This window comes from Limosilactobacillus oris DSM 4864, assembly GCF_001434465.1.
Taxonomy (GTDB): Bacteria; Bacillota; Bacilli; order Lactobacillales; family Lactobacillaceae; genus Limosilactobacillus; species Limosilactobacillus oris.
In genome coordinates, this window is sequence record NZ_AZGE01000019.1 from 1 (window position 1) to 13,030 (window position 13,030).

A 13,030-nucleotide genomic window follows, 5' to 3' on the forward strand; every position below is an offset into this window, starting at 1 on the left:
TCGGCACCAGAAGCGGCGATTGGCAGGAGGCCAACCGGGCAGAGGACGGAGTAGCGGCCACCGACCCCATCAGGAATGACAAAGGATTCGTAACCGTTGGTGTCGGCCTCGGTCTTCAACGCCCCCTTGGCCTTGTCGGTTGTGGCGTAGATCCGCTTGTTAGCTTCTTCCAGGCCGTACTTTTCAATCAGCTTCTTCTTGAAGATCCGGAAGGCAATTGACGGTTCAGTCGTCGTCCCGGACTTGGAAACGACATTGACGGAGAAGTCCTTGTCACCAATTAGTTCCAGCAGGTCGTGAACGTAGGTCGAGCTGAGGGAGTTCCCGGCAAAGATGACCAGTGGGTACTTCCGGTCTGCCGCACTTTGCGCCTGATAGAAAGTGTTGTGGAGGAAGTCGATTGCCATCTGAGCACCGAGGTAGGAGCCCCCGATTCCAATGACAACCAAGATGTCGGAGTCAGACTGGATCTTCTTGGCGGCTTGCTTGATCCGCTCAAATTCATCCTTGTCGTACTCGCTTGGCAGGTGGAGCCAGTCGCGGTAGGCGGCCCCGGCACCGGTCCCGTTGCGGAGTTCATCATCCGCGGCCTTGACCATTGCCTGCATTTCACCAAGTTCGTTGTCATGAACAAATTGTTTCAAGCCTTGTGTATCAAATGAAAGATGTGCCATAAACTGCTCTCTTCTTTCTCAATTACTATTCTCGCTCCCTGATGAAGCGGTTACTTTTCTTAACGGTTTATATGATAGCGCTTACTATTTTATATGTCAACCGGTTGACATTAACTTTTTTAGAGAATAAGATATGAGAAAAGCGGTTAATATAGTGCTCTTATATGTAAAATTAATCTCATAGATGAAAGGACTCGTTATCATTATGGATAATCAAAAACTAACGACCAAGCAGACGGTCCGGAAGTTCACCGGAAACTTTGCCACGATTGCCTGCCTGGTTATGTACTTCTCCTACATTGAACAGATTATTGCCAACTTTACCGGCCAGCCAGTTTCACCTGTTCAACCGTTCTTTGCCTCCATCAATGCCTTGTTATGGGTAATCTACGGTTGGGTAAAGCCCGATAAAAAGGATTGGCCAGTGATTATCGCCAACTTCCCTGGAATTATCTTCGGGTTAGTAACGGCAATTACTTCATTTGTTCACTAGCTGTAACATAAATCTACTGCTTTAACAGCGCAGTATACAAAGAGGGCTCCAGTGCTTGGCCAAGCACTGGAGCCCTCTTTATTTCTAAAAACTAGCTACCCGCTTTAGTTATTAACAGCTGCTTGGTATGCTCGAGCAGTTGTCGGGTCAAAGCAGACCATCGTCACTTCTTCCACGTGACTGGCCGAGCGTAAAAATTCCCGGATTGTGCGGACGGCAATTTGAGCGGCCCGGTCTAAGGGAAAAGAATAGACGCCCGTACTGATCGACGGGAAAGCCACGGTCCGACAACCGTATTCGTCCGCCAGCGTCAAACTGTTGCGGTAAGAATTCGCTAGCAGCTGTTCCTCTCCATGGTCGCCCCCGTGCCAAATGGGACCCGGGGTGTGGATAATATACTTCGCCGGCAAATTAAAGCCACTGGTAATTCGGGCCTCCCCGGTCGGGCAACCGCCAAACTTTTCACAAGCCGCGTATAGGGCTGGGCCCGCCGCCCGGTGAATTGCGCCGTCAACACCGCCGCCACCCATCAGCGTGGTATTAGCAGCGTTGACAACTGCGTCTGCCGCGATGGTCGTAATATCGCCTTGAACTACCTGAATTGTTTTCATTACCGATTCCTTCTTTGCTTAAATTGCGGATAAAGCCAAATTGCTTCAACAATTGACAATGCTGACAAGGCCACTACAAAGCCCCGTCCAAAGCCGGCCCCAAGCCCGTATGCCGTCGCCGAACCTGAATAGCTAGTAAAATCAAGCTTGATCAGTAACGCTGTAACTACGATAAAGGTCAAGATCGCCCCCACCTGAGTGACCCGATTTTGCTTCTTCCAATCGGCCTTGCTTAACAGGAAATAAACATTTACAGATAAGAGGCCAACGACTGCTCCAGCTAAAAAACGGCCCAGTGGTGGCAGCTGGTTAATCATTCCGGTTCCAAATAGTGCCCGCCATAAAAAGTATAAACTGATCACGACATTACACAAATACGAAATTGTAAAAATCCGGTCCTGCTTAGCCAACGATGCGTGTTCTTGCTTATAGTTATTAATCATCTCGTGGTCCTCCCGTAATAAATCATCTAAGCTAACCTGGTAGAGGTCACTGAGCTGGACCAGCATAAAAATGTCGGGATACGAGCGCCCATTTTCCCAGCTAGAAATCGTCTTCCGGGATACCCCGAGTTTAGTTGCGACTTCCTGCTGGGTCCAGTCATTGTGGGCCCGGTATTGTTTGATTTTCTCTGCGAATTCCATTCAGTGCCTCCGTATTTCAAATTGATTTCCCGGGAAATAATTCTTGCTAACAAGATACCAAGCTGGCCCCCAAATGTCACGCTAACCTTTCCAGACAAACAAAAATCACTGGATGCTCATTTTCTGAGCCCCAGTGATTTTTAATTTTTGATGACCGGCAAAGTGCCCCAGGGCCGGACGCATCCCTTGTCGAGGAGGTTATTTCCCCTCCCAATAGCTACCAAATATTGACCCGGTCTTCCGGCGCCTTGTACATCTGGTCGCCTGGCTGGATCCCAAAGGCAGTGTAGAAGTCAGCCTGGTTTTGCGCCTGGACGTTGGCCCGCAGCTTTTGCGGTGCGTGAACGTCAATTGACAGCAATAATTGTTCATATTGCTGGGTGGCCTTCATCCGCCAAATCGTTGCCCAGTTGATAAAGAACTCTTGGGCGTTGAAGTCGTCCTCTTCCTTCGCCGCTTCCAAGGCGCAGGACAGGCCCCCGCCATCGGCGATGTTTTCGGAGACCGTCAGCTTCCCGTTGACCTTCTGGCCCGCAATTGGCAAGCCGTCAAATTCGTCGATCATCTTCTGGGCGAGTTCCTTAAAGTGGGCGGAGTCTTCCGGCGTCCACCAATTGTTCAAGTTCCCGTACTCATCAAAGAGGGCCCCATTGTTATCGAAAGCGTGGGAAATTTCGTGGGCGATGACCGCGCCAATTCCCCCGTAATTCTGGCTACTCGTTTGTTTCAGCGAATAGAATGGCGCCTGCAGGATAGCAGCTGGGAAAACAATAATGTTCTTAAACGGGTGGTAGTAAGCGTTGACCGTGGCGGCGCTCATTTCCCAGCGCATCCGGTCAACCGGCTTGTTCCAACGGCTAAACATTTCCTTGCTAGCAACGATACTCAATTGGTTAAGGTTAGCAATCAGTGATTCCAGCTCATCGACCTTTAAGTGGTCGTACAATGACGGAATTTTGTCTGGGTAGCCGACTTGGATGCCCAGCTTATCTAGTTTGAGAACTGCCTTATCCCGGGTTGCCTTGCTCAACCAGGTGTTATTGGTCAGGCGTTGCTTGTAGACGGCAATCATCTGCTCAACCATGTGGTGGACGTCCGCCTTAGCTTGCGGTCCGAAGTAGGTCTTGCCATAGTAGTCCCCCGCCACCTGGCTAAAGATGTCCCGGGCCAGGTAGTAGGCAAACTTCTGCTGGCTGACCGGCTTCTTGCTCCCGGATAACGCCCGGCTGTACCGGCCGTTGATTTCCCGCATCTCATCATCCAGGTAACTGGCGTTGTCGCGGACAACATTGATCAGTGCCCAACTCTTAAAGAGGTCAAAGTGGTCCTTGAGAATGTTGTTCAGGGCCTTAAAGTAGGCCGGTTCCATCACGATGACCTTGTCCGGCGTTGCCCCTACCAGCTGCTTGATGACGGCTGCTAGATCCAGTTGGTCCGTGGAAGCAGCCAGCTCGGCAACTGTCTGTGGATTGTACATCTTACTGTAATCGGCTGCCTCTTCCGCACTCTTCACGTTCGGCGCCAAGAGCGCATCAAAAGCCTGGGCTTCCTTGATCAGTTGGGCAGCCTGCTCTTCGGTGTAGTCCAGCTTTAACAATAGCTCCTTAACCATTGCAGCCCAAAGTTTCATCAACTGGTCATGCTGGTCCTTCTTCGCCGGCTCGTAGTAACTCTTATCAGGCAGAATCAGCGATGGTGAAGAAACAAACAGTGCATAGACCGTGGCGTTCTTCATATCCGCATCAATATCAAACAATACCGGTGATGGTAGCCCCATCAGCACCCAGTTCTTCCACTGCTTCTGGTAGTCAGCGTATGAATCAAGGGCTGTGACGCTGGCTAGCAAGCGTTGTAACGGCACAGGGCCGACCTTTTTCCGCAGGTCAAACTTCTTCGCCACCCGGTACAGCTTAATCATCTCGTTAAAGCGCGAATCGTCTGACGTCTTCTTACCGTCTGCGTAGTCCTCAAAATCAGCCATCATCTGCTTATCGATTTCGTCGACCAGGTCGTTAAAACCTCCCGTTGCTGGTTTGTCATCGGGAATCTTAGCGTCCTTGATCCAGGCACCATTGACAGCTTCGTAAAGGTCATCCTTGATTAATTCCTTGTTAATTGCCACGTTGTATTCCTCCTCAAAGTGAGTTTGTCACTATTATACTATTTTTAGCGCTTTTGCTGGGAACTTAACTACTCTTGGAAGGGCCGGAGCAACTCCTGGCGGGCACTCGCCGCAAACCACTGACCGTGGTCGATCAGCAACTGATTAACACTTCGGTAGTCCGCCAGGTCAACTCGGCCGGGCAAGAGACCGCCTCGTTGCAACTGCCGTGCTAGGGCCACATCCTGTCTTTCCAAAACATCCCGGTAAATTGGCTGCTGGTCCGGCTCCCATTCTTCATTTAGCAGCGCTGCCGCCCGCACGTAGTTTCTTCCGTGCGTTAGCACCGCGAGCATCGTTTCCGGTGGTAATATTCGTTCAGTCATTTTGCTCCCTCCTCAGTTCCAAAACGTGGCTGGCTGGTGCTGGTACCGATAGCTGGTCACGCTTCGTTGTCAGCAGCCAAAACACATTGCGGTAGTGGTGGCAACGGAGCGTGCTCTCACCCCAGCCATCGGTGATGATTACAACCATGGTTCCGGTCGTCGGAACATGGTGGTCACGAAGATAATCAAAAACACACTGAAATTGCGTCCCACCACCGCCCTGGCGGGTAAGGCGCGGCGCTTGTCTGGGCCGAAGACGCGTCCCCTTGCCACTTACCTTGGCGTCAAATGAATACAGCCAGGCTGGCAGCCCCAGTGTTCCCGTCATCTGCCCAATTGCAAGCAAAGCGGTGGAGAGCTCTTCATCGGAAACAGACCCCGAATTGTCAACAAAGATATGAACAGCGGGTACTAAACGGCTGACTTGTCCTGGAAGATCCATGCGTAGCGGCTGACGACGGTTAAAGCGGTTCGCCCGGGGCTGATGACCCTGGGCAATTTTGCCCAGCTGACGACGGAGGAGCAGTTGCCAAATAGGGACCGCAGCTGGCTGATGATTGGGGTGTGCAATCTGCTCCCGAACATCTCCTGGCAATAAGCCACGATCACGCTGGGGCGTTTGCCGCCAGGCTTGGCGTACAAGCTGTTTGACTGCTGCCAAGCGGGCACCTTGGTCCGCATTTATTTGAGCACCATTAGCCCACCCGGCATGACTTTCAACTGGCTGCTCGGCAGCTGTTTTCATGTCTTTTCCTGTATTGGTACCGCCCACTGCATGAAGCAACTTTTCTCGTTCTTCTTGACTGGCACCATTAATAATTTGCAGGTATTCCTGCGAATCAAGTTTTTCTGGAACTGGCCGCCGAAGGACTCGCCGCAGCTGAGCAAGACTGGCGGTCCCCTGCGGCGTTCCCGGGAGGTACTGGTTAACCGCAATATCCGTTGCCACGGCTACTAGTTCCTGGTCCGAATAATTCGCATACCGAACCGGGTGTTCCCAGACCACGTGCAAGGCCAAATGAGCCAGCAGCAAAACCGCATCATCCTGACGCAGTGCTAACAGGCGGTCCGGATTAACGCTGATGACCAGTTGGTTGCCAACCCAGGCTAACCCCATCGTCGCCTGTAATTGGCGGTCAAAACGGTGGGGTAATTGTAGAATAATTTCACCCATCAACCGCTGATGGTGCAAAAGGACTGTTACTAATTGGTAGTAGCGCCGGTCCGCGCTTGGTGCTGGATTCCTAAATATTTTCTGCCAGAAGGTCATCCGCGGCGCTCCCCTTGACTAGCCGCTCGCGCTAACTCTTGGTAGAGCCTGGCTACGGCGCCTGCTGGTGCAGAAGTAGCCTGTCGGTACATCGCCGTTAATAATGGCAGGCCGGCCTCCCCGACTGACTTAGCAACCGCCACCTGCCCATCAGCACTGATTGAGCGAAGAAGTTTAAGAAAAACCGCGGCGCCTTGGTCCGTGTCCAGACTATAATCACCAGGCTGGTTGAGCCATTCTCGAAGGAGCTCTACCTTGACTGCTTCATCCGCCGTTTTAAATTGCCTTTGACCGTCAGCAGTTGTTTGCACAGCCTCCAAGGTCAATTCTCTACCCTGAGCCAGGAAAAATTGGGCGAAGGATTCGCCGACTGTTGCACCCAGGTCACCACTAAAGAGGTCACCGGCCAATTGCTCTTGCGTCTCCCGTGGTAATTTCTGCAATTCATCAAGGTTCTTGCTAACCCGCTCCCAAGCCCGGGGCGTTGGCTCAAGGTCGCTCTCAGGGCTATTAGCAACCATCATCAAGCGATCGGGGTGACTATCCAAGTACTTAATCACCAGAGCATTGATTGCTGGTTGCCGGTGTCGTGCCCATTCTAGCCACTCGGTCGTCGAAGTAGCCATCACCAGGCGGACGGTTCGGTCGTTGATTGCCGCGTCACCAATGGCAACGTCATATTCTCGGTCATTAAAGCCAGCCATGGTGCTGTCCGGGTTTTCCGCTATAATCATCTTCACCTGGGCGGGAAGCTGCAATGAATTGATTCGCCGCTGCAAAACTAAGTTCATCAGTTCGCTTTGGACTGCTTGGCTCCCCCGGTTGAATTCATCCAGGAACCAGATAATCGGCTGGCCGGGATGCTCTTCCGCAAACTGAATAATTCGAATCAGAGTTTCCGCATAGCCATACTGCACGTTTGCCAAGCGTCCGTAATTTTTAGTTTCCACAAAGGAATCACTCGTCAGGGGCGGTACCGGAATTGCCAGGTCACCCTTTTCGCTCAGGCTAACCACCGTGGTGTAGAGCTGGGCACTCATTTGCCGCGCAACATCTTCCACCAGCGCCGACTTCCCGATTCCGGCGTCACCAACGATATTAGGGACGTTGCCCGCACGCAGTACCAGTGGAATCGCCGTTAATAACTGTTGATAAGTCAGTGCCATCTAAGCTCGCCACCCTTGCGTTTTCAAATCCATGTCCCGCTTCCGGATTCCCGACACGTAGGGATTGCCGGCCACGTAAAAGCGCTGGGGAGCTGCGCCGTCTTTGCCCGCGAGGTTAACCCCGACCCGGGGAGCTGTAATTATTTCCCGGGGAATTTTAAACTTTTCTAAATCCACCGTCAGCTGGTTGCCCTCCATCGGTTGACCATCAAGCTGCCGCGAGTGAATTCCCAGTGCCTGTACTAATTTTGCGGGCCCGTTCGTGACGTTGACCCCTGACATTCCCCGGTGATGGGCCATTACGTCCGGATTAATTGCCGGCTCAAGGCCCCGCAAGAGGATTCCCTGGGGCTCCTCGGCATCCTGGACAACGATGTCAAAGCAGTAGTGACCCCGAATTTGGTACAGGTAAATATTTCCCGGTTGACCATACAGCGATTCCGAATAACCGGTTCGCCGACCATTAAAGGCGTGTGAAGCAGAGTCGTTCTCACCCAAATAGGCTTCACACTCGACGATATACCCACCGGTCCGACCATCAGGGCCGTCATAGGTCACCAGTTTCCCCAAAAGGTCCCGGGCAATCTCGATGGTCGGCCGCCCCGTAAAGAATTGTTGAAATGCCGACAGCATAATTGAAATCCTCCTCTATTAAACTTATCCTAAAGGTAACACTAAACGAAAGGTGGTTCATCTGCAATGCTTAAAACTGAACGAATTTACACCAAACCAATCGATGAGGACGGCTACCGAATCCTGGTTGACCGCCTCTGGCCCCGCGGGATCTCCAAGGTCAACGCCCACCTCGACTGCTGGCTCAAAGAGGTCGGCCCCAGCAATGAACTTCGCAAGTGGTTCGGTCATGACCCAGCTAAGTATCCAGAATTCAAAGAACGCTACCTCGCCGAACTCCACGATAACGTCGCCTACGCCATCCTCAAAGAACTGGTCAGCAGCCATGCTCAAGAAAATATTATCCTCCTGTATGGCGCTAAAGACGAGGAGCATAACCAGGCCGTCATCCTCAAGGAACAGTTGGAACAAGACCTGGGTTAACTCCTGGTTGCGGGTTCGCAACCATTAATTACCCGGGAAATATTCGGAGGTTCTTGTTGCTACCCTCATTTCCCTTATAATTGATAGTACGAATTCAACGAAACGAGGAAGTAACAATGAATCAGTTCCAACAACAACTAACTAAATTGCGGCAGGCAGCAGGCCTTTCCCAGGAGCAGTTAGCCGACCAGCTCCATGTTTCTCGCCAGGCTATTTCTAAGTGGGAAAACGGCAGTGCCCTCCCCGATATTGAGAAAATTATCCAAATCGCCAGTATTTTACACGTTTCCCTCGACGAACTGGTACTGGCTAAGGAACCCGCTGTCAGCCAGTCCAAGCTGGACCGGCTTATCGACGCCCATATCCAGCAAAACCAGCAGGAAAATCACTGGCGTTATCAGGAAATCAACAACGGCTGGGAATTTCTCGCCCGTTACTGGTGGATCATCCCCGCCCTCGGCGGCATTATTTGCGGCATTGTTGGCACCTTTAGATAAGGCTACTGCAGCTACCTAGCTAAAACATAAACGGCCTCCAGTACTCGGCAAAGTGCTGGAAGCCGTTTGTGCTTTCTAAAGACTAGCTGCTTACTGCTTTAAAGATACAAATACAACAACGTAGTAGCTAGCAGAGGTAGGACTGTGACAGGGGGGTGGGACGACGAACTAGATAATCTAGTTCTGTCCCACTCCCTGTCACGCTCCCACTCTCACTGATTCTCTAGAATTGCCAGCCCCTGCTGGAGAACGTCATCCGTCACCTTGACTGTTAAGAAGCGCTGTAAAGGAGTCTCACTGTGGCGATCCTTAAAGGCCATTGGTTCTGCCGCCAGGATAACCACTGGCAGGTTATTTTCCGTCAGCATCACCTGACCGGGGCCCTGGTACTTACCCTTAGTGTGTTTCCCAGTCCGCCAGGTGTGGAGCTTAACTGCACCATGCTGATCGACTTTAAGCTGGTACTTGCCACCGGCGTCCGCCTCGACCGGAATTCCCGTGAACTTTTGCACCGGATACTGGTTTTTCTTACTCATTTCTTTTCTTCCACCTCGTCATCTGTATCCACTAACTTTAACAGTTGGTAAAAGTAGCCAGCCTGCATTGCCGTCGCCCAAGTTCCCCGTTGAACATCCTCCCCATCGATAATCAGGGACAGCAGGGCGTTTGCCACCCGCGCGTTGTTAATCAGCAGGGCTTGGCTCACAGTTAGCTCATTTAATTTAGGCTTGATATGAAAATGACGGAGCGTTTTCCGGTACTTATGGTCATACAACGGACTGGCCTTAAATTTGCGTACAAAATCCAGTAACTGCTGGTCGTACAACGGGTAGCCCGCCCGAACTAGCCCGTCCTCTGGTTGTGAAATGGTCCAAGCAACTTTCTTGCCCGCCATCTGTTGAAAATATTTTTCTTCACTTTGCCACTTCAAGCAGATCACCCTCTCCATTTTACATTAAGTGTACCGACTTCCTGGATGAATGTCACTCACCAACCTCGGGAAATTCATGTTACCATTAAGGTAAGACTTACTAATTGGAGGTAGTTTTATGGAAGAAAAAGCGATTACCGCAGAACAAATGCGTCATTACGACTCGTTTACCATTAATACCATCGGCGTTCCTTCCCTTGTTTTGATGGAACGGGCGGCATTGGCAGTCCGGGATGAAATTTTAAATGCCTACCCGCTCAACCTCGGCCACGTTGTGGTGGTTGCTGGCAGTGGCAACAATGGTGGTGACGGCTTAGACGTCGCCCGGCTCCTCCATATTGCGGGTGTCAAGGTCACCATCCTCAACGTTGGCAACCCGGATCATGCCTCAGAGGAGCACCGAGTACAAGACCATATCTGCCAATACTACCAGATTCCGCAAACTACCGACCTCGCAATTCTCGACCAGGCAACGCTGGTTGTCGACGCCCTTTTTGGTATCGGAATCGACCGGGTGGTAAAGGGGGATTACGCGGCCGCCATCGATGCCATCAACGCCAGTGACGCCGTAGTAATTGCCGTCGACATGCCATCCGGCATCAACACTGATACCGGCGAAGTAATGGGAACCACCGTTAAGGCAGACGTTACAGTGACGTTTGCTTTCAATAAGGTCGGGCTCACGACTGACGCCGGGAAGGAGTACGCTGGCCGAGTTGCCATTGCTGATGATATGGGCACTTACGCCGTTGACGATTAAAATTACAAGGGGTGACCATTAATGATCCATAATCAAACAATTGATAACCAACTTAACCACCGAACGATTCGAGCGTTCAAAGACCAGCCATTAACCGCTGACCAGCTGCAGACTCTCTACGCCGCGGCCAGTCATACTTCAACCAGCATGTTCATGCAGCAGTTTAGCATTCTCCACTTAACCGACCCCCAGCTGCGGCAAGCTGTCCGGGAAATCTCTGGTCAGCCCTACGTCGGAGCCAATGGGGACCTGCTGATTTTTGTCGTCGACCTTTACCGCAACCAACAAATCCGCCACCAAATGGGCAATGACGATGGCCGACTCCACACCACCGATATCTTTATGCAGGCGGTAGAAGACACCGTCCTCGCCCTCCAAAACACCCTGGTCGCCGCAGAAAGTATGGGACTGGGTGGCGTAATCCTCGGCTCAATCAAGAATGATCCGGCCCGCCTGGTCAAAGTCCTGAAACTGCCGAAAATGACAATGCCCCTCTTGGGCTTACAAGTCGGAATTCCTGACCAGCAACCACAGCTCAAGCCCCGGTTGCCACTCGACTTCATAGCCTTTGACAACCACTACCCGACTGAGTTCGATGTTCACGACCTGGCCGATTACGACCACGACGTTCATCAGTATTACGACTTGCGGGATGCCAACCGCCGCGTCGATAGTTTCACTAACCAGATCAACGGTGCCAAACTCAACCTAGGTGACCCTGACAAGCGGGATGACCTCGCCCAGGTATTGCAGGAGCAAGGACTCGCTCTCGACTGGAAGCGGGCGGACTAACTTGAATTTAAACACAAAAAGGTGCTGATTAGTGGGCCAGCCAATGACCCGTTCGTCAACACCTCTTTTACTTACTTCAAATACTTAGCAGGGTCCGCTACAAAGTCAGCAACCTTAACGTCGACCGCATCCTTAGTCGCCGCGTTCTTCAGTTGGAATTGACCCTCACTGACTTCCCGGTCACCAAAAACGGCAAAGTACTTAGCGTTGCGGCGGAAGGCTTCCTTGATCTGCTTGCCGACCTTCACGCCACTGTAATCCTTGTCGGCAACAATTCCTTGTTGACGAACCTTGCTCAGAACCTCAAAGGCCAGGTTGTCACCCTGGTCATCAGCACTCGCCAAGAAGAGGTCGAGTTGGTCCTGTGGTGCGAAATCTGGGTTCTCCTGTTGCAGGAGGAGCATTAAGCGTTCAACCCCCATTCCGAAACCAATTCCCCCTTCTTCAGGGCCGCCAAGCTGGGAAATCAAACCGTTGTAACGACCACCGGCGCAAACCGTTGTGTAGCCGCCACCGAAGACTGGTGAGTCGGACATAATTTCAAAGATGGTGTGGTTGTAGTAGTCCAAGCCCCGCACCATGTTGGTATCAATCTCGTAGTCAATGCCTAGTTCCTTGAGCAGCTTTTGGACCTGGTCAAAGTAGCTTTGTGATTCATCGTCCAGGTAGTCCAGAATCGACGGCGCGTCTGCGACTAATTTCTGGTCACCCTCATCCTTACTGTCCAGGACCCGGAGCGGGTTCTTGTAAAGCCGTTCCTGCGAATCCGCGCTCAGTTCATCATAGTGGGGCTTGAGGTAGTTAATCAGCGCTTCCCGGTAGTCTTGACGGACCTGCTTGTCACCGAGCGTGTTAATAACCAGCTTGACGTTTGGCACCCCAAACTTCTTGAAGAGCGCCATCGCCATCGCAATGACTTCAACGTCAATCTGTGGTGATTCGTTGTTTAATGCTTCGACCCCAATCTGGTGGAATTCACGCTGCCGACCGGACTGCGGCCGTTCGTAACGGAACATTGGTCCCATGTAGTAGACCTTGTACGGCTTTGGGTATTCCGGACCGTAGAGCTTGTTTTCCACGTAGGCCCGCACAACTCCGGCCGTCCCTTCTGGCCGCAGGGCAATGTGCCGGTCACCCTTATCGTGAAAATCATACATTTCCTTTTCCACGATATCGGAGGTGTCCCCCACGTTCCGCGCGAAGACACGGTAATCTTCAAACATCGGCGTCCGGATCCCCCGGTAGCCAAATTGGCGGAAGACTTCCCGGGCATTGGCTTCGACCTTTTCCCACAAGCCGGTAGTCCCTGGCAGCAGGTCCGCAGTTCCCTTTGGTTTTTGATAATCCATCGTTCAATTTCCCCTTTCATTAATAAAGCCCTCTAAGGCCATAGACCTTAGAGGGCGATTTTACTCACTGTCCCACCTCTATTTGCATCAGCCTCACAGCCAATGCCTCCAGAAGTTGTGCTAACTTCACGACGATAACGGGTCATCCGGAACCGGCTACTATTTTCCCCGGTTCAGCTCAGTAGAGGTGGCTTCACAACCACGGCTAGTTCTCAGCATTGCTAGTTCTCTGTCAAAATGTGGCTGCTTTTATTCTACTTCCAGTGCTTTTCAGTTCACCAGTGATTTTACCATAAGTCG

Annotated in this window: 16 protein-coding genes; 5 read left to right on the forward strand and 11 right to left on the reverse strand. The window is 51.8% G+C overall.

What is annotated here, in order from left to right; translation table 11 throughout:
* On the reverse strand, positions 1 to 674 hold a 674-nt coding region (locus FC49_RS06880), incomplete at its 3' end, for a glucose-6-phosphate isomerase (protein ID WP_478212003.1).
* 205 nt (positions 675 to 879) lie between these two features.
* Here FC49_RS06880 and FC49_RS06885 point away from each other — a divergent pair.
* Complete coding sequence (locus FC49_RS06885; RefSeq protein WP_056984631.1) at positions 880 to 1,167, forward strand: SemiSWEET family transporter; 288 nt, start codon at positions 880 to 882, stop codon at positions 1,165 to 1,167.
* Positions 1,168 to 1,271: 104 nt separating this feature from the next.
* Here the strand turns inward: FC49_RS06885 and FC49_RS06890 are convergent, their stop codons facing one another.
* The 7 genes from FC49_RS06890 to FC49_RS06920 form a co-directional block, all read right to left on the reverse strand.
* Positions 1,272 to 1,778 (reverse strand): O-acetyl-ADP-ribose deacetylase, encoded by a 507-nt coding sequence (locus FC49_RS06890; protein WP_003714277.1) that lies wholly within the window; start codon positions 1,776 to 1,778, stop codon positions 1,272 to 1,274.
* A complete protein-coding gene (locus FC49_RS06895; protein WP_056984632.1) occupies positions 1,778 to 2,422 on the reverse strand; it encodes a helix-turn-helix domain-containing protein in 645 nt (214 codons plus the stop codon). Before FC49_RS06895 ends, FC49_RS06890 begins: the two co-directional genes overlap by 1 nt.
* Positions 2,423 to 2,639: 217 nt before the next feature.
* Entirely contained in the window at positions 2,640 to 4,544 is a 1,905-nt protein-coding gene (locus tag FC49_RS06900; RefSeq protein WP_056984633.1) for a M13 family metallopeptidase, read from the reverse strand.
* 68 nt (positions 4,545 to 4,612) lie between these two features.
* Positions 4,613 to 4,909, reverse strand: coding sequence for a hypothetical protein (locus FC49_RS06905; RefSeq protein ID WP_056984634.1), 297 nt, complete (start codon positions 4,907 to 4,909; stop codon positions 4,613 to 4,615).
* The gene (locus FC49_RS06910) at positions 4,902 to 6,179 is read right to left on the reverse strand and encodes a vWA domain-containing protein (RefSeq protein WP_056984635.1); all 1,278 of its coding nucleotides are present in this window, start codon (positions 6,177 to 6,179) and stop codon (positions 4,902 to 4,904) included. The genes FC49_RS06905 and FC49_RS06910 overlap by 8 nt, the downstream gene beginning before the upstream one ends.
* The gene (locus tag FC49_RS06915) at positions 6,176 to 7,345 is read right to left on the reverse strand and encodes an ATP-binding protein (RefSeq protein ID WP_056984636.1); all 1,170 of its coding nucleotides are present in this window, start codon (positions 7,343 to 7,345) and stop codon (positions 6,176 to 6,178) included. Before FC49_RS06915 ends, FC49_RS06910 begins: the two co-directional genes overlap by 4 nt.
* Positions 7,346 to 7,978 (reverse strand): DNA-3-methyladenine glycosylase, encoded by a 633-nt coding sequence (locus FC49_RS06920; RefSeq protein WP_056984637.1) that lies wholly within the window; start codon positions 7,976 to 7,978, stop codon positions 7,346 to 7,348.
* 66 nt (positions 7,979 to 8,044) lie between these two features.
* On the opposite strand from FC49_RS06920, the gene FC49_RS06925 reads away from it, so the two are divergent.
* Positions 8,045 to 8,401, forward strand: coding sequence for a DUF488 domain-containing protein (locus FC49_RS06925; protein ID WP_056984638.1), 357 nt, complete (start codon positions 8,045 to 8,047; stop codon positions 8,399 to 8,401).
* A gap of 116 nt (positions 8,402 to 8,517) precedes the next feature.
* The gene (locus FC49_RS06930) at positions 8,518 to 8,898 is read left to right on the forward strand and encodes a helix-turn-helix domain-containing protein (RefSeq protein ID WP_003714259.1); all 381 of its coding nucleotides are present in this window, start codon (positions 8,518 to 8,520) and stop codon (positions 8,896 to 8,898) included.
* A gap of 212 nt (positions 8,899 to 9,110) precedes the next feature.
* Here the strand turns inward: FC49_RS06930 and FC49_RS06935 are convergent, their stop codons facing one another.
* Together FC49_RS06935 and FC49_RS06940 are read right to left on the reverse strand one after the other, a co-directional pair.
* Positions 9,111 to 9,434: a DUF7671 family protein gene (locus FC49_RS06935; protein ID WP_056984639.1), complete on the reverse strand. Its 324-nt coding sequence runs from the start codon at positions 9,432 to 9,434 to the stop codon at positions 9,111 to 9,113.
* On the reverse strand, positions 9,431 to 9,838 hold the full coding sequence (locus FC49_RS06940) for a hypothetical protein (RefSeq protein WP_003715535.1): 408 nt from the start codon (positions 9,836 to 9,838) through the stop codon (positions 9,431 to 9,433). The genes FC49_RS06935 and FC49_RS06940 overlap by 4 nt, the downstream gene beginning before the upstream one ends.
* A 109-nt stretch (positions 9,839 to 9,947) precedes the next feature.
* Between FC49_RS06940 and FC49_RS06945 the strand changes: the two genes are divergently transcribed.
* Both FC49_RS06945 and FC49_RS06950 read left to right on the forward strand, forming a co-directional pair.
* Positions 9,948 to 10,589 carry an NAD(P)H-hydrate epimerase gene (locus FC49_RS06945; protein WP_056984640.1) on the forward strand — a complete coding sequence of 214 codons (642 nt, stop codon included), beginning with the start codon at positions 9,948 to 9,950 and terminating at the stop codon, positions 10,587 to 10,589.
* A gap of 21 nt (positions 10,590 to 10,610) precedes the next feature.
* Positions 10,611 to 11,381, forward strand: coding sequence for an NADPH-dependent oxidoreductase (locus tag FC49_RS06950; protein ID WP_003714228.1), 771 nt, complete (start codon positions 10,611 to 10,613; stop codon positions 11,379 to 11,381).
* Positions 11,382 to 11,452: 71 nt separating this feature from the next.
* Here FC49_RS06950 and hisS read toward each other — a convergent pair whose 3' ends face one another.
* Entirely contained in the window at positions 11,453 to 12,730 is a 1,278-nt protein-coding gene (gene hisS / locus FC49_RS06955; protein ID WP_003714242.1) for a histidine--tRNA ligase, read from the reverse strand.
* Positions 12,731 to 13,030 lie beyond the last annotated feature (300 nt).